The sequence below is a fragment of the Phenylobacterium sp. genome, assembly GCF_030645195.1.
Taxonomy (GTDB): Bacteria; Pseudomonadota; Alphaproteobacteria; order Caulobacterales; family Caulobacteraceae; genus Phenylobacterium.
In genome coordinates, this window is sequence record NZ_JAUSLW010000166.1 from 32248 (window position 1) to 55680 (window position 23433).

Annotated in this window: 25 protein-coding genes; 15 read left to right on the plus strand and 10 right to left on the minus strand. The window is 68.3% G+C overall.

Going from position 1 to position 23433, the window contains the following annotated elements:
- Positions 1–33: 33 nt before the first annotated feature.
- The 3 genes from rfbA to rfbB are packed head-to-tail and all read right to left on the minus strand — an operon-like array spanning position 34 to position 2872.
- A complete protein-coding gene (gene rfbA / locus Q7T09_RS13740) occupies positions 34–930 on the minus strand; it encodes a glucose-1-phosphate thymidylyltransferase RfbA (protein WP_304700448.1) in 897 nt (298 codons plus the stop codon).
- Positions 927–1826: a dTDP-4-dehydrorhamnose reductase gene (gene rfbD / locus Q7T09_RS13745; RefSeq protein WP_304700449.1), complete on the minus strand. Its 900-nt coding sequence runs from the start codon at positions 1824–1826 to the stop codon at positions 927–929. Before rfbD ends, rfbA begins: the two co-directional genes overlap by 4 nt.
- Complete coding sequence (gene rfbB, locus Q7T09_RS13750; protein WP_304700450.1) at positions 1823–2872, minus strand: dTDP-glucose 4,6-dehydratase; 1050 nt, start codon at positions 2870–2872, stop codon at positions 1823–1825. Before rfbB ends, rfbD begins: the two co-directional genes overlap by 4 nt.
- A gap of 391 nt (positions 2873–3263) precedes the next feature.
- Between rfbB and Q7T09_RS13755 the strand changes: the two genes are divergently transcribed.
- Positions 3264–4730 (plus strand): MATE family efflux transporter, encoded by a 1467-nt coding sequence (locus Q7T09_RS13755; RefSeq protein WP_304700451.1) that lies wholly within the window; start codon positions 3264–3266, stop codon positions 4728–4730.
- Here Q7T09_RS13755 and Q7T09_RS13760 read toward each other — a convergent pair.
- Positions 4678–5892: a serine hydrolase gene (locus tag Q7T09_RS13760; protein WP_304700452.1), complete on the minus strand. Its 1215-nt coding sequence runs from the start codon at positions 5890–5892 to the stop codon at positions 4678–4680. The two genes, Q7T09_RS13755 and Q7T09_RS13760, sit on opposite strands and share 53 nt — an antisense overlap.
- Before the next feature lie 287 nt (positions 5893–6179).
- Here Q7T09_RS13760 and Q7T09_RS13765 point away from each other — a divergent pair, with 287 nt between their 5' ends.
- The 4 genes from Q7T09_RS13765 (at position 6180) to ribB (ending at position 11157) form a co-directional block, all read left to right on the plus strand.
- Positions 6180–7514, plus strand: coding sequence for an acyl-CoA dehydrogenase family protein (locus tag Q7T09_RS13765; protein ID WP_304700453.1), 1335 nt, complete (start codon positions 6180–6182; stop codon positions 7512–7514).
- Positions 7515–7640: 126 nt separating this feature from the next.
- Positions 7641–9410, plus strand: coding sequence for a class I adenylate-forming enzyme family protein (locus tag Q7T09_RS13770; protein ID WP_304700454.1), 1770 nt, complete (start codon positions 7641–7643; stop codon positions 9408–9410).
- Between the two features lie 2 nt (positions 9411–9412).
- Entirely contained in the window at positions 9413–9994 is a 582-nt protein-coding gene (locus Q7T09_RS13775; protein WP_304700455.1) for an NADPH-dependent FMN reductase, read from the plus strand.
- A complete protein-coding gene (ribB, locus tag Q7T09_RS13780) occupies positions 9991–11157 on the plus strand; it encodes a 3,4-dihydroxy-2-butanone-4-phosphate synthase (RefSeq protein WP_304700456.1) in 1167 nt (388 codons plus the stop codon). Before Q7T09_RS13775 ends, ribB begins: the two co-directional genes overlap by 4 nt.
- A gap of 110 nt (positions 11158–11267) precedes the next feature.
- On the opposite strand, the gene Q7T09_RS13785 is transcribed toward ribB, so the two are convergent.
- Positions 11268–11738, minus strand: coding sequence for a hypothetical protein (locus tag Q7T09_RS13785; RefSeq protein ID WP_304700457.1), 471 nt, complete (start codon positions 11736–11738; stop codon positions 11268–11270).
- 600 nt (positions 11739–12338) lie between these two features.
- Here Q7T09_RS13785 and Q7T09_RS13790 point away from each other — a divergent pair.
- Entirely contained in the window at positions 12339–13010 is a 672-nt protein-coding gene (locus Q7T09_RS13790; RefSeq protein WP_304700458.1) for a DUF1013 domain-containing protein, read from the plus strand.
- A gap of 129 nt (positions 13011–13139) precedes the next feature.
- Here the strand turns inward: Q7T09_RS13790 and Q7T09_RS13795 are convergent, their stop codons facing one another.
- Positions 13140–13316, minus strand: coding sequence for a DUF465 domain-containing protein (locus tag Q7T09_RS13795; protein WP_304700459.1), 177 nt, complete (start codon positions 13314–13316; stop codon positions 13140–13142).
- A gap of 131 nt (positions 13317–13447) precedes the next feature.
- Between Q7T09_RS13795 and Q7T09_RS13800 the strand changes: the two genes are divergently transcribed.
- The 3 genes from Q7T09_RS13800 (at position 13448) to Q7T09_RS13810 (ending at position 14853) form a co-directional block, all read left to right on the plus strand.
- Positions 13448–14047, plus strand: coding sequence for a UbiX family flavin prenyltransferase (locus Q7T09_RS13800; RefSeq protein WP_304700460.1), 600 nt, complete (start codon positions 13448–13450; stop codon positions 14045–14047).
- Positions 14047–14493, plus strand: a complete 447-nt coding sequence (locus tag Q7T09_RS13805) for a TIGR02444 family protein (protein WP_304700461.1) — start codon at positions 14047–14049, stop codon at positions 14491–14493. The genes Q7T09_RS13800 and Q7T09_RS13805 overlap by 1 nt, the downstream gene beginning before the upstream one ends.
- 138 nt (positions 14494–14631) lie before the next feature.
- On the plus strand, positions 14632–14853 hold the full coding sequence (locus tag Q7T09_RS13810) for a YdcH family protein (protein ID WP_304700462.1): 222 nt from the start codon (positions 14632–14634) through the stop codon (positions 14851–14853).
- On the opposite strand, the gene Q7T09_RS13815 is transcribed toward Q7T09_RS13810, so the two are convergent.
- Positions 14850–15611 (minus strand): GGDEF domain-containing protein, encoded by a 762-nt coding sequence (locus tag Q7T09_RS13815; RefSeq protein WP_304700463.1) that lies wholly within the window; start codon positions 15609–15611, stop codon positions 14850–14852. The genes Q7T09_RS13810 and Q7T09_RS13815 overlap by 4 nt on opposite strands.
- A 134-nt stretch (positions 15612–15745) precedes the next feature.
- Between Q7T09_RS13815 and purE the strand changes: the two genes are divergently transcribed.
- Positions 15746–16237 (plus strand): 5-(carboxyamino)imidazole ribonucleotide mutase, encoded by a 492-nt coding sequence (gene purE / locus Q7T09_RS13820; RefSeq protein WP_304700464.1) that lies wholly within the window; start codon positions 15746–15748, stop codon positions 16235–16237.
- A 5-nt stretch (positions 16238–16242) separates the two neighbouring features.
- A complete protein-coding gene (locus tag Q7T09_RS13825) occupies positions 16243–17337 on the plus strand; it encodes a 5-(carboxyamino)imidazole ribonucleotide synthase (protein WP_304700465.1) in 1095 nt (364 codons plus the stop codon).
- Here Q7T09_RS13825 and motA read toward each other — a convergent pair.
- On the minus strand, positions 17334–18203 hold the full coding sequence (gene motA, locus Q7T09_RS13830; RefSeq protein WP_304700466.1) for a flagellar motor stator protein MotA: 870 nt from the start codon (positions 18201–18203) through the stop codon (positions 17334–17336). The two genes, Q7T09_RS13825 and motA, sit on opposite strands and share 4 nt — an antisense overlap.
- 109 nt (positions 18204–18312) lie before the next feature.
- Here motA and Q7T09_RS13835 point away from each other — a divergent pair, with 109 nt between their 5' ends.
- Positions 18313–19644, plus strand: coding sequence for an MFS transporter (locus tag Q7T09_RS13835; protein ID WP_304700467.1), 1332 nt, complete (start codon positions 18313–18315; stop codon positions 19642–19644).
- 10 nt (positions 19645–19654) lie between these two features.
- Here the strand turns inward: Q7T09_RS13835 and Q7T09_RS13840 are convergent, their stop codons facing one another.
- Together Q7T09_RS13840 and Q7T09_RS13845 are read right to left on the minus strand one after the other, a co-directional pair.
- Positions 19655–20932 (minus strand): lytic murein transglycosylase, encoded by a 1278-nt coding sequence (locus Q7T09_RS13840; protein WP_304700468.1) that lies wholly within the window; start codon positions 20930–20932, stop codon positions 19655–19657.
- A gap of 88 nt (positions 20933–21020) precedes the next feature.
- Positions 21021–21635, minus strand: coding sequence for a TetR/AcrR family transcriptional regulator (locus Q7T09_RS13845; protein ID WP_370689250.1), 615 nt, complete (start codon positions 21633–21635; stop codon positions 21021–21023).
- A gap of 101 nt (positions 21636–21736) precedes the next feature.
- Between Q7T09_RS13845 and Q7T09_RS13850 the strand changes: the two genes are divergently transcribed.
- From Q7T09_RS13850 to ykgO, 3 genes are all read left to right on the plus strand, one after another.
- A complete protein-coding gene (locus Q7T09_RS13850) occupies positions 21737–23011 on the plus strand; it encodes a cytochrome P450 (RefSeq protein WP_304700470.1) in 1275 nt (424 codons plus the stop codon).
- Between the two features lie 8 nt (positions 23012–23019).
- The gene (locus Q7T09_RS13855) at positions 23020–23196 is read left to right on the plus strand and encodes a rubredoxin (RefSeq protein ID WP_304700471.1); all 177 of its coding nucleotides are present in this window, start codon (positions 23020–23022) and stop codon (positions 23194–23196) included.
- Between the two features lie 122 nt (positions 23197–23318).
- On the plus strand, positions 23319–23433 hold a 115-nt coding region (gene ykgO / locus Q7T09_RS13860), incomplete at its 3' end, for a type B 50S ribosomal protein L36 (protein ID WP_304700474.1).

Consider the following 23433-nt stretch of genomic DNA (forward strand, 5'->3'; position numbering starts at 1 on the left):
AACCGGTATCCACTTCAGGCTGTCACGCTCTAGCTATTCCGCCGGTTCCTCGGAGCCCCGCGGTCGTTCGGCCAGCTCGCGCAGGTAGCGGCCGTACTCGCTCTTGGCCTGGATGCGGCCCAGCTCGGCGAGCTGGGCGTTGTCGATCCAGCCTTGGCGGAAGGCGATCTCCTCGATGCAGCCGATCCGCAGCCCCTGCCGTTGCTCGAAGGTGCGGATCAGTTCGCCCGCCTGGATCAGGCTGTCGTGGGTGCCGGCGTCCTCCCAGGCGAAGCCGCGGCCCAGCAGCTCGACGTGCAGGTCGCCTTCCTCCAGGTAGATCTGGTTCAGGGCGGTGATCTCCAGCTCCCCGCGGGCTGAGCGCTCCAGGGTCTTGGCGAAGGTCGAGGCGCGGCTGTCATAGAAATAGAGGCCGGTGACCGCGTAGTTGGACTTCGGATGGGCAGGTTTCTCCTCGATGCCCAAGGCCCGGCCGTCGGCGCCCAGCTCCACCACGCCGTAGCGCTCCGGGTCCTGCACCGTGTAGCCGAACACCGTGGCGCCGCGGGTCCGGGCGTCGGCCGAGCGCAGCATCTGGCTGAAGTTCTGGCCGAAGAAGATGTTGTCGCCCAGGATCATCACGCTGGGCTCGCCGCCCACGAAGTCCTCGCCCAGGATATAGGCCTCGGCCAGGCCGCCGGGCGTCGGCTGGACGATGTATTCGAACCGCACCCCCAGTTGCGAGCCGTCCCCCAGCAGACGCTTGAAGCCCGACTGGTCCTCCGGCGTGGTGATGATCAGGATCTCGCGCACCCCGGCCAGCAGCAGGACCGACAGCGGATAATAGATCATTGGCTTGTCGTAGACCGGCAGCAGTTGCTTGGAGACCGCGAGCGTCAGGGGGTGCAGGCGCGTGCCCGAGCCGCCGGCCAGGATGATGCCGCGCCTCATGCGTTCACCGCGGCCAGGTTCAGGTCTTCGATGGTGTCCTCCAGCGCCTCGCGCCACGGGCGCAGCGTCAGACCAAAGACGCCGCGAAGCTTCGCCGTGTCCAGTTCGCAATTGAGCGCGCGGCGGGCCGGCGTCGGAAAGGCGCTGGTGGGCACCGGTTGCATGCCGGGCGCGGCGCGGTCGGGCCAGGCCAGTTCGAAGATCGCCTGAGCCATCTGGTAGCGTGTGGCGACCCCGTCATTGACCAGGTGCAGCAGCCCCCATTCGGGGGCGTCGGCGGGCAGGCGCGACAGGCGTTGGGCCTGGCTGAGCATGAAGCCCGCCACGTCGCCGCTGGCGGTGGGGCAGGCGCGCTGGTCGTCCACCACCCTCAGCAGGGGCTGGGTGGCGCCCAGCTTCAGCATCATCTGCAGGAAGTTCTGCCCGAAGGCCGAGAACAGCCAGGAGACCCGGGCCACCAGGGCGCGGTCGCAGTTTTCCAGCACCGCCCGCTCGCCGGCCAGCTTGGAGGCGCCGTAGACGTGCAGGGGGTTGGTGGCGTCGGTCTCGACATAGGCGCCGGCCTTCTCGCCGTCGAACACCATGTCGGTGGAGATGTGGATCAGGGGCACGCCGCGGGCCTGGCAGGCCCGGGCCATGGCCTCGGGAGCCCGCGCGTTCACCGCATGGGCCAGGTCCGGCTCGCTCTGCGCCTTGTCGACGGCCGCATAGGCCGTGGCGTTGAACACCAGGTCGACGTCCGGCGCCTCGCCGATGGCGCGGGCCACGGCCTCGGCGTCGGTGACATCCACCTCAGCGCGGGACAGCGCCCTGATCGCCACCCCGCCGCTTGAACGGAGCATCATCTCCCGGGCGAGCTGCCCGGTGGCGCCGAACTGCAGGATCGTCGTGGTCATGCCGGGGCGAGGCCCAGGCGCTCGGACTGGAAGCCGCGCTCGCGGATGGCCTCCCACCAGGCGCGATTCTCGACGTACCAGCGGACGGTGTCCTCCAGGCCGGCGGCCAGATCGGTCTTGGGCGCCCAGCCCAGCTCGTTGGCCAGCTTGCTGGCGTCGATGGAGTAGCGGAAGTCGTGACCCGGACGGTCGGCCACGAAGGTGATCCGCTCGGCGTGCGGCACATTGGCCGGCGCCAGCTTGTCCAGGTGGGCGCAGAGGATCTTGATGACCTCGATATTGCGCAGGTTGGAGTCGCCGCCCACGCAATAGGTCTCCCCCAGCCGGCCCTTCTGCAGGACGGTCAGCAGGGCGTCGGCGTGGTCGTCCACGTGCAGCCAGTCGCGCACCTGGCGGCCGTCCCCATAGACGGGGATGGTCTTGCCCTCCATGGCGCGCAGCACGACGGTGGGGATCAGCTTCTCGGGAAACTGGAAGGGGCCGTAGTTGTTGGCGCAGTTGGTGATCACCACCGGCAGGCCGAAGGTCCGGTTCCAGGCCCGCACCAGATGGTCGGCGCCGGCCTTGCTGGCCGAATAGGGCGAGTTGGGATCGTAGGGGGTGTCCTCGGTGAAGGCTCCGTCCTCGCCCAGTGCTCCGAACACCTCGTCGGTGGAGACGTGGTGGAAGCGGAAGGTCGCCTTCCTCTCGGGCTCCAGGCTGTTCCAGTAGGCCCGCGCGGCCTCCAGCAGGACCGCGGTGCCCAGGACATTGGTGCGCACGAAGTCCAGGGGACCGTCGATGGCCCGGTCGTTGTGGCTCTCGGCGGCCAGGTGCATCACCGCGTCGGGCTGGCGCCTGGCGAAGATGGCCTGGACGGCGGCGGCGTCGCAGATGTCGGCCTGCTCGAAGGCGTAGAGCGGCGAGGCCGAGACCTCGGCGACATTCTCCAGATTGGCCGAGTAGGCCAGGACGTCGAGGTTCACCACCTCATGGCCGTCCGCCACGGCCCGTCTCACGACCGCCGACCCGATGAACCCGGCGCCGCCCGTAACAAGGATTTTCATGGAGTCTTTCGTAAGCGATGGCGGCGGTCTTGCCACGTCAATTCCCGCAGGACGTGCCTCTAACAGGAGATCGCCTTCGGCTCAAATCGCGCGATGCGTGACGCTTTTTCGCAAGGGCCGTGCTTGAGGCGATGGGACGGGGCGCCTACAGTCTGCCTACTCGCCCCTCGCATTTTCGGGGATGTCGCCGCGCCCCCGCATTTTCGGGGACCAGTCGCAGGCGGGCGGCGCCTGTCGCGCCTTGGGGATGGCTGTGGTTTCAAGTTCAAGCGACGGGCCTGTTGGGGCCTCCACCGGCGGGCGCGGCGCAGGTCCTCCCCCAGGCGGCAGACGCTTCGGACCCGGCGGCGGCCAGGACCTGACCACCGGTCCTATCGGCAAGACCCTGATCATGTTCGCCCTGCCGGTGATGGGCTCCAACATCCTGCAGTCCCTGAACGGCTCGGCCAACGCCATCTGGGTGAGCCACGTCCTGGGGGAGGCGGCGCTGACGGCCACCTCCAACGCCAACATCATCCTGTTCCTGATGCTGGGCGCCGCCTTCGGGGTCAGCATGTCGGCCAACCTGCTGATCGGCCAGTCGATCGGGGCGGGCGACCGGGCCATGGTCAAGCGGGTGATCGGCACCGCCACCACCTTCTTCATCGCCCTTTCGGTCTCGGTGGGGGCGGGGGGCTGGCTGCTGACGCCCACCATCCTGCGCGCCATGGGCACGCCGCCGGACGCCGTGGGGGACGCCATCACCTATCTGCGGGTGATCTTCCTGGCCATGCCGTTCATGTACTTCTTCTCCTTCGTCATGATGGCGCAGCGGGGGACGGGGGATTCCAAGACCCCCTTCTACTTCTCGCTGTTCGCGGTGGGGATGGACGTCATCCTCAACCCCCTGCTGATCACCGGCTTCGGCCCCGCCCCGCGCATGGGTATCGCCGGCTCAGCCATGGCCACCCTCACCAGCCAGACCATCACGCTCGCCGCCATGCTGGTCTATCTCTACCGGACCAAGTCGATCCTGGTGCTGCGCCGCGACGAGTGGAGGCTGCTCAAACCGGAGTGGGAGATTCTCAAGACCATCGCGGTCAAGGGCATGCCCATGGCCTTCCAGATGCTGGTGATCTCCGGGGCGGCGGTGCTGATGATCAGCATGGTCAACACCTACGGCTCCCACACCGCGGCGGCCTATGGCGCGGCGACCCAGCTCTGGACCTATGTGCAGATGCCGGCCATGGCGCTGGGCGCGGCGGTCTCCTCGATGGCCGCCCAGAACGTCGGCGCGGGCCGGATGGACCGGGTCGACAAGATCGCCGGGATCGGCTCGCTCTACGCCGCCCTGCTCAGCGCGGGGCCCGTGGCGGCGATCTATCTGGTCGAGCCGATCATCCTGCATCTCTTCCTGCCGGCCGGCAGCCCGTCCCACGCCATCGCCATGCACATCAACGCCTATGCGCTGTGGGGCTTCATCCCGTTCGGGGTGTCCTTCATCCTGTCGGGGATCGTGCGGGCCACCGGCTCGGTCTGGCCGCCGCTGTTTGCGATGATCATCTCGCTGTGGGTGGTGCGGGTGCCCTTCGCCAAGCTGCTGATGCCCTATATCGGCGCCGACGCCATCTGGTGGAGCTTCCCGCTCGGCAGCGTCGTCTCCTGCATCCTGGCCGCGGCCTGGTTCCGCTGGGGCCCGTGGCGCAAGGCCCGCCTGATGAAGTTCACCCCGCACGGGGACGCGCCGGACACCGGCATGAGCCCTCCCGGCGGCCTGGAGGAGAGCGAGGCCGCCGAGGTGGTGGCCGAGGCCGGCCAGCCGGAAGTTACGGCTCCACCAGGGCCGAATAGACCAAGGTCCGAAGCTCCCGCCGAATAGGATAGGTGGAGGACGGCAGGACCTGGGTCATGAACACCACCTGGATATCCTCCACCGGATCGACCCAGAAGGCGGTCGAGGCCGCCCCGCCCCAATAGTACTCGCCCGGACTGGAGGTCAGCATGGCCTTCACCGGGTCGAAGGTGACGGCGAAGCCGAGGCCGAAGCCCACCCCGGCGTTGGTGGCCTCCGAGAATAGGGACCGCGAGAGGTCCGTCAGGTCCTGGCCGCCGGGCAGGTGGTTCGAGGCCATCAGTTTCAGGGTCTTGGGGGCGATCAGCCTCTGGCCGTCCAGCGCCCCGCCGTTCGCCAGCATCTTGCAGAAGGCCATGTAGTCCTTGGCCGTCGAGACCAGGCCGCCGCCTCCGGAGTGGAAGTCGGGCGCCTGCAGGTAGGGGCTGGTCTCCGGATCGTCCTGCAGGGTGAGGCCGCCGGAGGGCGTGGCGTTGTAGCAGGCGGCGAAGCGGGGACGCTGATCCTCACGGACCTGGAAGCCGGTGTCGATCATCTTCAGCGGATCGAAGATGCGGCCCTGCAGGAAGCTCTGGAACGGCATGCCGGAGATCCGCTCCACCAGCACCCCCAGGACGTCGGTGGAGACCGAGTAGTTCCAGGCCTCGCCCGGTGAGAACTCCAGGGGCAGCTTGGCCAACTCGCCGACGAAGCCGTCCATGTTCAGGCCGGTGGGGCCGCCGATCTGGAGCTTGCGGTAGGCGGCGTCGACATTGCCTCGGTTCTGGAAGCCGTAGGTCAGGCCCGAGGTGTGGCGCAGCAGGTCGATCATCTGCATCGGCCGGGACGGCGGCGTGGTCATGTACGGACCGGTCCCGGCGGCGAAGACCCCGAGGTGCTTCCACTCCGGGATGAAGCGGGTCACCGGATCGTCCAGGGCCACCAGCCCCTCCTCCACCAGCATCATGAAGGCCAGGCTCGTGATGGGCTTGGTCATGGAATAGATGCGGAAGAGGGTGTCGGTGGCGACGGCCCTGCCGCGCTCCAGGTCGGCCTGGCCCAGCAGGGTCTCGTGGACCAGCTCGCCGCGGCGGACGATCTGGACCTGGGCGCAGGGGATGCGGCCCGGCTCGACATAGCGGCCGGCCAGGAAGCGATCGAGCTTGCCGAGGCGCTCGCTGGAGAAGCCGAATTTCTCGGGCCGGGTCATGGGGCGGATCCTTGGTGAGGGTGGGCCCGCCCACCGTGCCCGGAGCCGGCGGTCGGTTTCAACAGCAAGTTCGGCCGCCCGGCGTCCGGCCAGGAGGGCGGGGCGAAGAATTTCCCGGAAATGCGCAACAGGCGCCGTTGCGTAACTCGAACAGGCGTTTGATAATGCCGACATGACCGGCGGCCTAAGGGCCTGTCCGGTCGCGGAATTTTACGTCGGCGTCGCTCTACGCCATACCGGTTTTAGGAAAAATTGGCCGCAACCCGCGGCGACATGGGAGGCCATAGATGGCTTGGGATTTTGAGACCGACCCGGAGTTCCAGAAGAAGCTGGACTGGATCGAGGACTTCATGCGCGAGGAGGTCGAGCCCTTGAGCCATCTGGGCATGGCCGTCCATGGTCCGCTCGGCCGCGAGAAGTTCATCAAGCCGCTGCAACAGAAGGTGAAGGATCAGGGCCTGTGGGCCTGCCACCTGGGTCCCGAACTGGGCGGCCAGGGCTTTGGCCAGCTGAAGCTCGGCCTGATGAACGAGAAGCTCGGCCGCAACGGCCTGGCTCCCACCGTCTTCGGCTGCCAGGCGCCCGACACCGGCAACGCCGAGATCATCGCCCACTACGGCACCGAGAAGCAGAAGGAGCAGTATCTCTGGCCGCTGCTCAACGGCGACATCCGCTCGGCCTTCTCGATGTCCGAGCCCACCGGCGGCTCCGACCCGCTCACCTTCAAGACCCGCGCGGTTCTCGACGGCAATGAGTGGGTGATCAACGGTGAGAAGTGGTTCTCCACCAACGCCCGCTATTCCAAGGTTCTGGTGCTCTATGCGATCACCGATCCGGACGCCAAGGACCCCTACCGCCGCACCTCGATCTTCCTGGTGCCCACCGACACGCCTGGCGTGGAGATCATCCGCAACGTGGCGGTCGGCGGCGGCGGCGAGATCGGCGGCGGGACCGAGGGCTATGTCCGCTACAACAATGTGCGGGTGCCCTATGACGCCCTGCTGGGGGACCGCGGCGCGGCCTTCGTCATCGCCCAGGTCCGCCTGGGCGGCGGCCGGGTCCACCACGCCATGCGCACGGTCGGCTCCTGCAAGCACGCCCTGGACCTAATGTGCCAGCGCGCGGCCTCGCGGAATACCCGCGACGGCAAGCTGGCCGATCTGCAGATGGTGCAGGCCGACATCGCCGACAGCTGGATCGCGCTCGAGTCCTTCCGCCTGCTGGTGCTGCGCACCGCCTGGCTGATCGACAAGCACAAGGACTACAACCTGGTGCGCAAGGACATCGCGGCCATCAAGGTCATGATGCCCAAGGTCTATAACGACATCGCCACCAAGGCCGCCCACCTGCACGGCGCGCTCGGGGTCTCCAACGAGATGCCCTTCATGCACATGGTCACCAGCTCGCTGGTCATGGGCATCGCCGACGGTCCCACCGAGGTGCACAAGGTGACCTTGGCCAAGCAGGTCATGAAGGACTACCAGCCCGACAACGACCTGTTCCCCAAGTACCACATCCCGCGCCTGCGCGAGGAAGCCCACGAGAAGTACGCCGACGAGCTGTCGGACCTAAAGAAGGACTACGAGAAGCTGCGCGGCGCCCGGGAGACCGAGAAGGCTTAAGCCGACTTCGATCCAGGCCCTTTCCGGTTCCGGAAAGGCGCGACAATGTGGGGGCGGCTCCTTTGCGGGAGCCGCCCTTTGCATGCCCCGACATTTCCAGCGTCTCCATATTTCGACGAGATTTGCATGACCGACGTCCAGACCCCCTCCCAGGCGAGCTCCGCGGCCCCGACGTGGCCGGTGATGAGCATCAGCCAGGCCCATGCGCGGCTGACGGCGCCCGGCCAGCGGTTCGAGATGGAGGAGAAGACGATCCGCGGGGTGGAGACCCGGGTCTGGAAGAACGCCCCACCGACACTGCGCGACGTCTTCCTCAACGGCCGCGGCTTCCCCGAGCGGGAGTTCCTGATCAACGACGATGAACGGGTGAGCTATGAGGCCTTCGCCCGCGCCACCCTGACCCTGGCCCACCGGCTGCAGGCCGACGGGGTGAAGAAGGGCGACCGGGTGGCGGTGATCATGCGCAACCTGCCCGAATGGCCCGTCACCTTCTGGGCCGGGATCCTCGTGGGCGCCATCGTCACCCCCCTGAACGCCTGGTGGACGGGCGCCGAGCTGGAGTACGGCCTGGCCGATTCCGGGACCAAGGTGGCCTTCGTCGACGACGAGCGGCTGGAGCGCCTGGCCGACCATCTGAAGGCCCTGCCGGACCTGGAGCGGGTCTATGTCAGCCGCCTGCACGAGGCCCGCGGCGACGGGCGGGTCAAGCGGCTGGAGGACGTCATCGGCAAGCCCAACGACTGGCAGGCCCTCGCCGACAGCCCGCTGCCGGAGGTGGAGATCGGGCCCGAGGACGACGCCACCATCCTCTACACCTCCGGCACCACCGGGAAGCCGAAGGGGGCGCTGGGCTCCCACCGCAACATGACGTCGAACATCATGGCCAGCGGCATCTCGGCCTCGCGCAACTTCCTGCGCGCCGGCCAGCCCCTGCCCGAGAGCGATCCCCACAAGCTGCCCCAGCGCTGCACGCTGCTGGTGGTGCCGATGTTCCACGCCACGGGCCTGTCGGCGAATCTCAGCCCCAGCATGAACGCCGGCGGCAAGATCGTGATGATGCGCCGCTGGGAGCCAGAGGCGGCCATGCGGCTGATCGAGCGCGAGCGGGTCAGCTCCACCGGCGGGGTCCCCACCATCGCCTGGCAGCTGATCGAGCACCCGGCGCGGGCCAAGTACGACCTGTCGTCCCTGGTGGCGGTCTCCTACGGCGGGGCGCCCTCTGCGCCGGAACTGGTGCGCAAGATCGTCGAGGTCTTCCCGGCCTCCCAGCCCGGCAACGGCTGGGGCATGACCGAGACCACCGCCACCTTCACCAGCCACCTGGGCAGGGACTATGAGGCCCGCCCCGACTCCGCCGGGCCCGCCGCCCCGGTGGGCGAGATGCAGATTCGCGACCCGGCCGACGGAGTGAGCATCCTGGCCCCCGGCGCGGTGGGGGAGCTCTGGGTCAAGGGTCCGCAGGTGGTGAAGCTCTACTGGAACAAGCCGCAGGCCACGGCCGAGACCTTCGTCGACGGCTGGCTGCGCACGGGCGACCTGGCGCGGGTGGACGAGGAGGGCTTCCTGTTCATCGTCGACCGGGCCAAGGACATGCTGATCCGGGGCGGTGAAAACATCTTCTGTGTCGAAGTCGAGAATGTTTTGTATGACCATCCCGACGTCATGGACGCGGCCCTGGTCGGCGTTCCGCACAAGACGCTCGGTGAGGAACCGGCGGCCGTGGTGCATCTGAAGCCCGGGGGCGCGGCGACCCAAGCCGACCTCCAGGCCTGGGTGCGCGAACGGCTGGCGGCGTTCAAGGTCCCGGTCAAGGTCGCCTTCTGGCCCGAAACCCTGCCCCGCAACGCCAACGGCAAGATTCTCAAGACCGAGCTGAAGAAGGTGTTCGAGGAGTAGGCATGAGTTCATTGGCGCGAAAGCCGCTGATCGTCGGGATCGGCGGCACCGTCCGCACCGGATCCTCCACCGAGAAGGCGCTAGCCGTGGCGCTGCGGGCGGTGGAGGCGGCGGGGGGCGAGACGCGCCTGCTGGGCGGGGAGTTCTTGGCCAGCCTGCCGATCTACAATCCCCAGCCGGGCGGCCCCACGGACGAACAGAGGGTGCTCACCGAGGCGGTTCGCGTCGCCGACGGGGTGATCGTGGCCAGCCCCGGCTATCACGGCTCGATCTCCGGGGTGATCAAGAACGCCCTGGACACCCTGGAGGGCCTGCGCGATGACGCCCGGCCCTACTTCACCGACCGCGCCGTGGGCTGCATCATCACCGCCGACGGCTGGCAGGCCGCCGGGACGACATTGACCACGCTGCGATCGATCATACATGCCCTGAGGGGCTGGCCGACGCCGTTCGGCGCGGCCCTGAACGCGAACGCCGGTTCCTTCGACGCCGAAGGAGCCTGTGTGGACCCGAAGGACGCCTGGCAACTCGCCATGGTGGGAAATCAGGTCCTGGAGTTCGCCAAGCTGAGAGCCGCCCGATGAAACGCCCCTATCTCGTCCAACCTGGATCCTCCGCCTCCGACAACGGTGGCGGCGGCGAACAAGCCCACGAGTCGGCGATCTCGCCGATCGAGGACATCATCGAGGACGCCCGCAACGGCCGCCCCTACATCCTGGTGGACGCCGAGGACCGGGAGAACGAGGGCGACGTCATCATCCCGGCCCAATTCGCCACGCCCGACCAGATCAACTTCATGGCCAAGCACGCGCGGGGCCTGATCTGCCTGTCCATCACCGCCGAACGCGCCCGCCAGCTGCGCCTGCCCCCCATGGCGGCGGAGAACCGCGAGGGCATGGGCACCGCCTTCACGGTCTCCATCGAGGCTGGCGAGGGGGTCACCACCGGCATCTCGGCCCATGACCGCGCCCATACCGTGGCCGTCGCCATCGATCCCACCAAGGGCGTCGACGACATCGTGTCGCCAGGCCACGTCTTCCCGCTGGTGGCCCGCGACGGCGGGGTGCTGGTCCGCGCCGGTCACACCGAGGCGGCCGTGGACATCTCCCGCATGGCGGGCCTGAACCCGGCCGGGGTGATCTGCGAGATCATGAAGGACGACGGGTCGATGGCGCGTTTGCCCGATCTTGTGGGCTTTGCTCAACTGCACGGCCTGAAGATCGGCACCATCGCCGACCTGATCGCCTATCGCCGGCGCACCGAGCGTCAGGTGGAGCGGGTTCTGGAGACGCCCTTCGACTCAGCCTTTGGCGGCCGCTTCCGGATGGTGATCTACCGCAACATCCTGGACGGCACCGAGCACGTGGTCCTGACCAAGGGCAAGATCGACCCGGACAGGCCGACCCTGGTGCGCATGCACCGCGTGGACTTCGCCGCCGACATGCTGGGCCACACGGAGGCGCGTCGGGACTATGTGCCCCGCGCCCTGCAGACCATCGCCGACTATGACGGGGCCGGCGTGGCGGTGTTCATCCGCGACTCCAATCCGGCGTGGCTGTCGGAGCGCTACGGCGCCGAGCCCGGGACCGATCATGGGGCCAATGTGCTGCGCGACTATGGCGTGGGCGCCCAGATCCTGCTGGATCTCGGGGTGCGCGACATGACCCTGCTGTCCAATTCCTCCACCGTCCTGCCGGGTTCGGGGGGCTATGGCCTGCGCATCGTGGGGCGTACGCCGCTGAGCTAGAGCGTGACAGCCTGAAGTGGATGCCGGTTCAGGCGCCCGTCACGCTCTAAACATACAAAGACCGAGCCTGTTTATCCGTTTCAGAAGAGTCCATCTGAAACGGTCAGGGTCTAGGCGGCGACGCCCTGGGCGGCGCTTTCGCCGGTCCAGGCGTCGGGCTGGGCGCGAAGCCGCCAGTGGCCTCGCTCTAGGGCCACGGCGCCGCTCTCGGCCAGGCTCCGCAGTTCCTCGACCACGCGGGATTCCTGGAAGCTGCGGTTCCAGCGCCGCTCCAGGGACTCCATGATCTCGCCGGTGTCGGCGCCCTCGTCGTGGGCGCGCAGGGCCGCCAGGACCATGTCGTTCAGGCTGCGCTTGATCCGGCCGCGGGGCAGGCCGGTCTTGCGCGCCCGCTCGGTCTTGGGCGCCGGGACGGGGGCGTCCTCCTCGGCCAGCAGCGGCGCGCCGTCGAGGGCGGCCAGCGCGATATTGACCGCGCGCAACTCCTCCTCGAAGGGCGCGGCGGCCTTGGCGCGCGCGGCCAACATCTGTTCCTGTACTTCGGCCCGGTGCTGCAAGAGCAGTTTGCGGATAGCGTTCATCGGTTGTTTTCGGCGCGCCCGGGGGGGCTTAGCGGCGCGGCGCCTTGGTTGAAAGGTTTGCGACAGATCGTCTCAGGTAGATGTCGTTTTATGCCCCCGAAATCTTTCTGAAAGCGTACTTTTTCGACCCGATTTGGGGTTTTTATAGTTAATGTGTCTTAATTTTTTGGCTCAATATTTGTCCATTGCGCGGGCGAGGTGTGTGTCCCAGAGGCCTGAGCGAATATCAACCCTTTGAATCTTCTGCCAAAAGCGAGGCGGACAAGGCCGGGTGTGTTCCTCTCTAGAGCCGAGCGGAGGGCGGGAGGCCAAGACGTCCTCCACCGCCAGAACGAGTGGGGAGGTTAAATTCCCCAGGGACGGGATTTGAGCCCTCGGCCGCGTCGTCGCCGAGGATTGGCGGCGCGCCTCCATGATCATGCCGGCTTGGCCAAGCATCTCTGGAACGCGCGCCTCCCAGACTTCCCGATCTTGAAAGATCTCACCGCCACCCAAGCTCGCGATTGTCGTTTTCTTGGGCGCGGAACGGGCCTATATGACGCCGGCTACTTATGCACCGCCCGGCCGAAAGGCCGGGCGCCGTCATTTTCGGAGTCCGTCATGACCGACATTCTGATGCCGAAGGCGACCGCCGTCTGGCTGGTCGACAACACCTCGCTCACCTTCGAACAGATCGCCGATTTCTGCGGCCTCCACCCGCTGGAAGTGAAGGGCATCGCCGACGGCGAGGTGGCGCGCGACATTCGCGGCGCCGACCCGATCGCCAATGGCCAGCTGTCCCGCGAACAGCTCGACGCCGCCCAGGCCAGCGACAAGTATCGCATGGTCGCCCAGAAGAGCCGCCACGCCGAACTGCTGAAACCGGTGAAGAAGGCCCCGCGCTACACCCCGGTGTCGCGTCGCCAGGATCGCCCGGACGCCATCGCCTGGTTCATCCGCAACCACCCCGAGGTGGCCGACAGCCAGATCGCCCGCCTGCTGGGGACCACCAAGGCCACCATCGACCAGGTGCGCAACCGCCAGCACTGGAACGCCGCCAACATCAAGCCGGTGGACCCGGTGACACTGGGCCTCTCGACCCAGCTCGAACTGGACGCGGTGGTTCGCAAGGCGGCCGATAAGAAGGCCAAGGACGACGCCCGTCGCGGCATCGTCGAGCCGGACGGCGCGACCCTGGAGCCGGCCTCGGTCACGGGGGCGGCCCAACTGGAGGCGGCCCATGAAGACGTCGCCGAAGACACCCATTACGACGACGACGACGCGGAAGATTGATCGGGGACCTAGGCGGACGGAGCCCTGAGCGGGTGCACCGCGCGCCGCTCAGGGGCGTCCCCCTCTAGAGCGCGTCAGGCGGAAGTGGATACCGGTTCCGCCGCCCGTCACGCTCCAACTCTGGAAGGCTTAGTGCGTCGTCTTGGCGCGCAGGGCTTCCATTTCTTCCTTCAGCTTGAGCTTCTTTCGCTTGAGTTCCTTCAGTCGCGTGTCGTCGGAGACCGGTCGGTTGAGCTCGTCCTGAATCGCCTGATCGAGAGAATGGTGGCGGGATCCAAGTTCACGGATGCGGGCTTCAACGGCCATGGTGGGTCGTCTCCTTGTGTTGGAACGATGCCAACACTGAACACCCGCTGTTCTCGTCTGTCAGATCACATATGTTTGCGCGTGGGCGGACGGCTTGGGCGCCTTGAAATCAGGCGCGGAGACCCGGTGAAATGACCAATACGGATCGCGCGCGCCTGATTGTGGGCGTCTCGGGCGCCAGCGGGGTGGCCTATGGCCTGCGGGCCCTGGACGCCTGCCGTGAGCTCGGCGTGGAGAGCCACCTGATCCTGTCGAAGGCCGCGGCGCTCACCATCGCCCAGGAAACCGACCTGTCCCTGGCCGACGTCCAGGCCCGCGCCGACGTGGTCCACAAGGTGGGCGACGTGGGCGCCTCCGTCGCCTCGGGCTCCTATCCGACGCTGGGCATGATCGTCGCCCCCTGCTCGGTGCGCACCATGAGCGAGGTGGCCACAGGCGTGACCTCCTCCCTGCTGACCCGGGCCGCCGACGTGACCCTCAAGGAACGCCGGCCCCTGGTGCTGATGGTGCGCGAGACGCCCCTGCACCTGGGCCATCTGCGCACGATGGTGAAGCTGGCGGAGATGGGGGCGGTGATCGCCCCGCCGCTACCGGCCTTCTACGCCAGGCCCGCCAGCCTGGAGGAGATGGTCGACCAGTCGGTGGGCCGGGCGCTGGATCTGTTCGGCCTGGCCTGGCGGCCAGTGAAGCGTTGGGGCCAGGATGTCGGTCCGTTGCGGGGAGAAGACTGATGGCGATTTGGGAATGGGCGCTTGAGGCCTACGGGCTGGAGGGTGTGCCGGAGGCCTGCCTCACCCTGCAGGACAGCCACGGTCAGAACACCTCCCTGCTGCTCTGGGCGGTCTGGGCCGAGGGGCCCGACGTCGAGGCCCTGGCCAAGGGCGTGGCGGCGGCCAAGGCCTGGGACGCCACGGTGCTGGTTCCCATCCGCGAGGTGCGCCGGACGCTCAAGGCGCCCCAGCCGCCGGTGGACGACGGCGCGCGCGAGGCGCTGCGCGAGGACGTGAAGGCCTGCGAACTGCGGGCCGAGCGGGTGTTGATGGAGACCCTTGAGGAACTGGCGGGCGGCTCCAGCGGCGGCCGTGGGGCCCTGGCCTCCCTGCAGGCGGCCTCGGCGGCCTGGGGCAAGTCCGCGCCGGACGACGCCCTGGCGGCGCTCGCGGCCGCGCTCGGCTAGATAAACAGGCTCGTCGTCTTCAGTTTAGAGCGTGACGGGCGCCTGAACCGGTATCGGCTTCAGCCCGTCACGCTCTGGAGCGCTTTACGGCGCGCGCGGCGATGCGCATCATCGAGGCCACAGGTTCGGGGCGTGCGTATGAACGATGATGAAACCGAGGAGGCGGAGGACGCCGGCGTCCGCGCCCGCCTGGCCGCCATCAGCCTCGACCACTCCGACCTCGACGCCGCGATCCAGGCCCTGATGCTGGCGCCCCTGCCCGACATGATGGTGATCAGCCGTCTGAAGCGGAAGAAGCTGCTGCTGAAGGACGAGATCGAGCGGCTGAAGGATCAGCTCACCCCGGACATTATCGCCTAGCTTTCCGGACCTGGGTCGGCGAGGGGCGGCTGGGCCGCCCGCTCGCGGTCGCGCAGGCGCTTGGCGGCGAACATGGCTGCGTCGGCCTCGGCCACCAGGGCCTCGGGCTCGGTGTCGGGCGTGATCTCCCGCACCCCGTAGGAGATGTGCAGGGGCGCCGACCAGTCGCCGAACTGGATGGGGGAGGCCTCGATGGCCTGGGCGAGGGACTCGGCCTTGGCCCGCGCCGTGGCCTCGTCGGCCTGGACCAGGATCACTCCGAACTCGTCGCCGCCCATGCGGCCGATGATGTCGCTGTCGCGGACATTGGCCGCCAGACGCTCGGCCACCGCCTGCAGGGCCGCGTCCCCGGCGGCGTGGCCGAAGCGGTCATTGACCCCCTTGAAGCCGTCCAGGTCGAAATAGACCACGCTGGCGGGCGAACCGTAGCGCTGGGCGAAAGTGCGGATGCGGCCAAGCTCGCGGATGAAGGCCCGGCGGTTCAGCAGGGGCGTCAAAGGGTCGCGGTCGGCGAGGGTCTCGGCCTCGGAAAGCTTGGCCTTCAGGCGGGCCACTTCGCCGCGAAGATCGTCGATTTCGGTGAGAAGGGTCTTCACCGCGCCCTGGACCGCCGGGGTCAGATCGGCCTCGCTCAGGCCCAGGAAGGCGGTCCGATCGGCCGGCGCGGCCGTTCCGGCGGTGACATAGGCCCCCGCCTGGGCCAAGGCGCGCTTGCGGATGGCCGAAAAGGGTTCGTTGCGGGCGCCAGTGACCTTCATGCGGCTATATGCGGGCTTTCGGCGAACACGAATCGTCGACGCCTTGTCGACGTTAAGAATCCTAAACGTCCTTGGTTGCGGGCGCAAAGGCGGCGCCTATACTCCGCGCCTTCTCGTCGCAGGGGCACGCCTTCATGAGCGCCACGTCAGCGCCCGTCGCCATCATCATGGGCAGCCGTTCCGACTGGCCGACATTGAAGGGCGCGGCCGAGAGCCTCAACGCCCTTGGGGTGGCCTATGAGGCCAAGGTGATCTCCGCCCACCGTACGCCTGACCGCATGTACGCCTTCGCCAAGGGGGCCAAGGCCGCCGGGTTCAAGGTGATCATCGCCGGGGCCGGGGGCGCGGCCCACCTGCCGGGCATGACCGCCTCCATGACCGAGCTGCCGGTGCTGGGCGTGCCGGTGCAGTCCAAGTCGCTCAGCGGCCTCGACAGCCTGCTATCCATTGTCCAAATGCCGGCCGGCATCGCGGTGGGCACCATGGCCATCGGCGAGGCGGGCGCCCGCAACGCCGGCCTGATGGCCGCCCAGATCCTGGCCCTGTCCGATTCGGCCCTGGCCCAGCGCCTGGCCGATCACCGGGCCCGCCATTCCCAGGCCGTCTCCGAAAGCGTCGAGGACTAGTCTCCATGTCGGATCTTCCCCTGGCGCCCGGCGCGATGATCGGGATCCTCGGCGGGGGGCAGCTGGGCCGGATGCTGGCCCTGGCCGCGGCCCGGCTGGGCTTCGACGTGGCCATCCTGGAGCCGGAGCCTGATTCGCCCGCCGGCCGGGTCGCCGCCCACGCCATCCGCGGCCCCTATGACGACCCTCGCGCCCTGGAGGCCCTGGCCGCGGTGGCTGGCTTGGTGACCTACGAGTTCGAGAACGTGCCCGCCTCGGCGGTGTCCCACCTGATCGCCCAGGGGGTGGCGGTGGCGCCCAACGGCCGGGCCCTGGCCGTGGCCCAGGACCGGGTGGAGGAGAAGACCTTCCTCAATTCCATCGGGGTGGCCACCGTGGCCTTCGCCCAGGCCGACAGTGACGAGACCGCCAGCGCCGCCGTCGCCCAGCTCGGCGCGCCGGTGCTGATGAAGACCCGCCGCGAGGGGTATGACGGAAAGGGCCAGCGCTGGGTCGAGCACGTCGCCGACGCCGCGGCGGCCTTCGAGGCCCTGGGCGGCCGGCCGGTGATCCTGGAGGCGCCCGCCGACTTCGTGCGCGAGCTGTCGGTGATCGCCGCCCGCGGCCGCGACGGGGAGCTGGCCATCTATCCCCTGGCCGAGAACCACCACGAGAACGGCGTCCTGCGCCGCTCCGTCGCGCCGGCCGCCATCACCCCGGCCTTGGCCGAGCAGGCCGAGCGGATCGCCGCCCAGGTCCTCACCGGCCTGGACTATGTGGGGGTCATCGGGATCGAACTGTTCGAGCTTCCCGACGGCCGGCTGCTGGTCAACGAGATCGCCCCGCGGGTGCACAACACCGGCCATTGGACCATGGACGGCTGCGAGGTCGACCAGTTCGAGCAGCACATCCGCGCCGTCGCCGGCTGGCCGCTGGGCCCCACGGCGGCGATCGCCCGGGTGGAGATGCTGAACCTGCTGGGGGACGAGGTCGAGGCCTGGGCCAAGCTGGCCGGCGAGCCGGAGACCCGGCTGCACCTCTACGGCAAGCGCGACGCCAAGCCGGGCCGCAAGATGGGCCACGTCAACCGGGTCAGCCCGCTGGCCGACCCCAGACGTTAGGCCTCGTTCGGAATCGCCGACAGGGCCTCTTCCAGTTCCAGGAAGCTGGGCTGGGCGCCTGAGGGGACGCTGCCGCGGCCGATCTCCACTGAGATCTGGGCGGCGTTGCCGTGCAGGTGGGCCACCAGGACCGACTGGATGATGCGGTAGTAGGAGGCTTCCTCCTCGACGATCTCTTTCAGGCGGGTCGCGAAGGGACCCACCAGGCCATAGGCCAGGAACACGCCCAGGAAGGTGCCCACCAGGGCGCCGCCGATCATCTCGCCCAGGATCTCCGGGGGCTCGGTGATGGCGCCCATGGTCTTGATGACGCCGAGCACGGCGGCGACGATGCCCAGCGCCGGGAGGGCGTCGGCCAGGCTCTGCAGGGCGCCGGCGGGCGCCAGGGATTCGTGGTGGTGCTTCTCCAGCTGCTTTTCCATGGCGTCCTCGACCTGGTGCGGGTCCTCGAGGTTCATGGTCATCATCCGCAGGGTGTCGCAGATGAAGTCGACGGCGAAGTGGTCCTTGGTCACCCTCGGGAAGCGCGAGAAGATCGAGGAGTCCTTGGGGTTCTCGATGTGGCTCTCCAGGGCGATGACGCCCTTGGACTTCATGGTCTTGGTCAGCAGGAAGAGCAGGGACAACAGGTCGCGATAGTCCGAGGCCTTCCACTTGGGGCCCTTGAACACCTTGGCCAGGCCCGAGCCCGAGCCCTTCACCACCGTCATGGAGTTGGAGATGAGGAAGCTGGCGACGCCCGCGCCGCCGATGGCCATCATCTCGTGGGGCGCGGCGTGCAGGATGACGCCCATGTTGCCGCCGGACATGATGTAGCTGCCGAACACCAGGCCGAAGAGCAGCACGATGCCGATGATCTGAAACATGCGAGGCGAGTCCTAGGGCGCGATAGGCCGGAGCATCCCTGTTAATGCTTAATGCCCGGTGAGGATTTATGGGGTTTCGCGCTCCGTCGGCGCGGCTTAACAGCCAACCATGCTCCAGTCAGCGCCGACCCCCGTGAGCCTGCCCAAGTCATCGTTCGCGATCATATTCGGGGTCTCCCTGGTGACGGCCATGGGCAATACCGGGATGATCTCGGTGCTGCCGGCCATCGGCCGATCCATCGGCATTCCCGACTATCTGGTGGCCGGGGTCTTCTCGCTTTCGGCCCTGCTGTGGGCGGGTTCCTCTCCCTATTGGGCGCGTGCGTCGGACCGATACGGTCGCAAGCCGCTGATGCTGGTGGGCCTGACCGGCTTCGCCGTCTCCATGGCCGCCTGCGCCGTGGTGGTCGGCGCGGGCCTGCATCACCTGGCGACGCCCATGGTGATCTTCGGTTTCTTCCTGCTGGCGCGGGCCCTGTTCGGGCTGTTCGGCGCGGCCTCCAATCCCGCCACCCAGGCCTATGTGGCCGAGCACACCCCGGTGGAGGAGCGCACCACAGCCATGTCCAGCCTGGCCGGCGCCTTCGGCCTGGGGACGGTGATCGGGCCCTTCCTGGCGCCGCTGTTCATCATCCCCTTCCTCGGCATCGGTCTGGCCGGGCCGATGATGATCTTCTCGCTGATCGCGCTCTCCATGCTGGTGGTGGTCTGGAAGCTGCTGCCGGAGAGCAGCCACATGCCGGTCCAGCCGGTGAAGATGGCGCCGACCATGGACGCCAAGGCCGACGCGGCGGGCAAGGAGACGCCGATGTGGCGCGACCCGCGCCTGACGCCCTTCCTGATCTACGGCTTCGTCGTCGCGGTCTGCCAGACCGCCCAGGGCCAGACCCTGGGTTTCCTGATCATCGACAAGCTCGGCATGTCGCCCATGCAGGCGCAGGGGTTCATCGCCATCGCCATGATGTTCGGGGCGGTGGCGGGGCTGCTGGCCCAATGGGGCATCATTCGCATGTTCGAGATGACCCCGCGCCAGCTCCTGCGTTGGGGCGTGGGGGTGGCGGCCCTGGGCAATCTGATCGTCGCCTTCCAGCCGACCTATGCCGCCGTGGTGGCGGGCTACGCCATCTCAAGCCTGGGGTTCGGCCTGGCGCGGCCGGGGTTCACGGCCGGCTCGTCCCTCGCCGTGGGCATGCACGAACAGGCCCGCGCCGCCGGCGCCATCGCCGCGGTGAACGGGGTGAACGTGGTCCTGGCCCCGCTGTTCGTGCTGCTCTACGAGAAGGTCCACGCCGCGCCCTTCGTGCTCAACATGGTCATGATGCTGGCCATGCTGGTCTACGCCTTCCGCAACAGCCAGCTGGCCAACGCCGACCCCAAGCCGGCGACCCAGGCCGACTCGGCCATGGCCACCCTGGAGAAGAGCGACGAGGGCTCGCTCTGAAGCTCAGCCCCTAGAGGATGTTGGCCTCGGCCTTCAGGCGGCTGACCATGTCCAGGGACAGGTAGCCGTCGGCTGTCAGGCCGCGGGACTTCTGCCAGTTGCGCAGGGCCGTGCGCGTGTTGACCCCCACCACGCCGTCGGGCTGGCCGGGATCGAAGCCGAGTTGGGCCAGCGCCCGCTGGGTGACGATGCGGTCGCCGAGCGACAGCGCACTCTCATAGGGCCAGGCCTTCACCAGGGGCCCCATGCCGCCGAAGCGGTCGGCCAGCAGGCCCACCCCGAGCGCATAGGTGGTGGCGTTGTTGTACTTGCGGATCACGAAGTGGTTCGGGAACAGCAGGAAGCAGGGCCCCTGGGCGCCGGTCGGCGCGATCAGCATGGCCTTGGCGGTGAGGTCGGCCGTGGTCCAGGGCAGGCCATCGGCGCGGCGCACGCCGAGCTGGGCCCACCAGTCCGGCGTCTCGCGCGGGCCCTCGGTGAGGCTGTAGTCGAAGCCTGAGGGCAGGATCACCTCGCGGGCCCAGCCCTGGCCGCGCTGCCAGCCGCCCCTGGCCAGCAGGTTGGCGGCCGAGGCCAGGGCGTCGGGGGCCGAGCCCCAGACGTCGCGGCGGCCGTCGCCGTCACCGTCCACGGCGGTGGCCAGGAAGCTGGTGGGGATGAACTGGGTCTGGCCCATGGCGCCGGCCCAGGAGCCGCGCAGGCGCTCGCGGGGGAACTCGCCCGAACCGATGATCCGCAGGGCGGCCATCAACTGATCCTCGGCGAAGGTCCGGCGGCGGCCCTGGGCGGCCAGGGTGGCCATGGAGCGGACGACGTCGAAGTCCCCCATCACCGCCCCGAACCCGGTCTCCATGGCCCAGATGGCCATCAGGATGTCGCCGGGCACGCCGTAGCGCGTCTCGATCTCGTCCAGGGTTTGGGCCAGCGCGGGCTTGCGGCGGGCGGCGATGGCCACCCGGTCCTCGCTGACCACGCCCTTGATGTAGTCGCCGAAGGGCTTGGCGAATTCCGGCTGGCGGGTGTCGAGGCTGTTGACCCGCGGATCCGGCGTCAGGCCCGCCAGCTCGCGGTCCAGCAGGGCCGGCGGCAGGCCGGCCTTCACCGCGCGCATGTAGAAGTCGCGGGCCCATTCGTCGAAGGTCATGTCGCCCGATTGGGTAGGCGGGGCCACCGGCGCCGGCTGCTGCGGCGTGGGGGCGGGCGGCAGGGGGCTGACCGTCGGCACCAGATTGGCCGACGGGTCGGCGCAACCGGCCAGGAGCAGGACGAGAAAACAGCGACGATCCATCGGGGCAACCTAGCGGTGACCGGGTCGCCTGCTCAATCACAAGCCCGTCAGGGGCGAGCGGCGGCTCGTCTGGCGCGGGCGAGCGGGATCAGGCCGCGAAGCTGAGGCGCAGGGTCATCAGGCTGGTCTCGCGGATCGGGGCCAGGTCCATCAGGGGGTCCAGCAGCAGTTGCATGGACAGGCCAAACAGCAGGGCGCCGGTGATCAGGGCCGCGGCGTCGGCGTCGATGCCGGCCCGCACCGCGCCTTCGGCCTGGCCGCGCAGGAAGAAGGACTCCAGGGCCTGCTCCACCTGCTTGTGAGCGGCGGCGAAGGGCGCGCGCAGCTCCGAGACATCGGCCACGGCGGCGGCCAGGACCACGAAATAGGCCCGAAGTTCGCCGTCGCGGTCCAGGGCGGCCAGGAAGACGTCGACATAGGCCAGCACCGCCTCCAGGCCGTTCAGCTCGTCGACGCGCCGGTCCTCCAGCAGGCCCCCCAGGCGGCCTTGCAGATCGGCGATCAGGGCCTCGATCAGGCCTCGTTTGGAGCCGAACCTCTGGGTGACCAGGCCGCGGCTGTAGCCGGCGCGGGCGCCGATGTTCTCGAAGGTGGCCGCGCCCATGCCGCGCTCCACCACCAGCTCGGCGGCGGCGGCCAGCAGCCGGCGTTCGGATTCGTCGCGCCGCTGCGCCTGACTCCGACGCGTTTTGACCTTCGTCAATGTCGTGACCATGTTGCGAATTCTAGAAAGTTGTTGGACAACTAACAAGTGGGCCGCGCTTGATCGTGGCCGCTCCAAGACAAGCAAGGCCGGAAACGCGCATGACCATCCCCTCCGACATCGCCCAGACCATTATCGACCCCCGCGCCTATGCGGACGGCAAGCGGGTGGACGACGCCTTCGCCTGGCTGCGCAAGGAGGCGCCCCTGGAGCAGGCCCAGCCCGAGGGGTTCGATCCCTTCTGGGTGGTGACGCGCCATGCCGACATCCTGGAGGTCGAGCGCCAGAACGAGCTGTTCCACAATGGCGACCGATCCACCGTCCTGACCACCATCGACGCCGACAAGAAGGTCCGCGAGATGATGGGGGGCAGCCCGCACCTGGTCCGCTCCCTGGTGCAGATGGACAACCCCGACCACATGGCCTACCGGCGCCTGACCCAGGGCTCCTTCGTGCCGCAGAGCCTGCGCCCCCTGGAGGCGCGGATTCGCGAGATCGCCCGGGGCTTCGTCGACCGCATGGCGGCGCACGGCAGCCAGTGCGATTTCGCCCGCGACGTGGCCTTCCTCTATCCGCTGCACGTGATCATGGAGGTGATCGGCGTGCCGGAATCCGACGAGCCGCGGATGCTGAAGCTGACCCAGGAACTGTTCGGCAGCGCCGACCCCGAGCTGAACCGGACGGGCGACACAGCTCAGACCACCGACGAAGGCGTCGACACCATCCAGTCGGTGGTGATGGACTTCATGCTCTATTTCAACGCCATCACCGAGGACCGGCGGATCAATCCCCGCAACGACCTGGCCAGCGTGATCGCCAACGGCACGGTCAACGGCCAGCCGCTCGGCCACCTGGAGGCCATGAGCTACTATATCATCGCCGCCACCGCCGGCCATGACACCACCTCGTCCACCACCGCCGGGGCCCTGTGGGCGCTCGCCGAGAACCCCGAGCAGTTCGCCAAGGTCAAGGCTGACCCGACCCTGATCCCCGGCCTGATCGAGGAGTCGATCCGCTGGGTGACGCCGGTGAAGCACTTCATGCGCACGGCCACCGCCGACGCCGAGCTGGCGGGCCAGAAGATCGCCAAGGGCGACTGGATGATGCTGTCCTATCCCTCCGGCAACCGCGACGAGGCGGTGTTCGCCGACCCCTTCAAGTTCAACGTCGAGCGCACCCCCAACAAGCACGTGGCCTTCGGCTACGGCGCCCATGTCTGCCTGGGCCAGCACCTGGCGCGGATGGAGATGCGGGTCCTTTGGGAAGAGCTGTTCGCTCGACTGGAGTCGGTCGAACTGGACGGGACGCCGCGCAACATGTCGGCCAGCTTCGTCTGCGGGCCCAAGTCGGTCCCGATCCGCTTCAAGATGCATTGAGGCCGCCGGTGTCCGCCCCCTTCAAGACCTGGCAGTGCCGCACCTGCGGCTACATCTATGAGGAAGAGTTCGGCGATCCCGGGGAGGGCCTGGCCCCGGGAACCCGCTGGGCCGACATCCCCGACACCTGGATCTGTCCCCTGTGCGGCACGGCCAAGGCCGAGTTCGACATGATCGAGCTGTAGAGACGAGCGGGCGGGGCGCGACAACGCCCGCCCGCCGTTGACTCGTCCGCCAGCGCCTCGTATATGCGCCGGCTCTTGTAGACACCCCCGGGCGAGAGCCTGGTCTTTAAGAAGATACGGTCATGAAGGTTCGAAGCTCGCTCAAGTCGCTCAAGACGCGTCACCGCGACTGCAAGCTCGTGCGCCGCAAGGGCGTCGTCTACATCATCAACAAGACCAACCCGCGCTTCAAAGCCA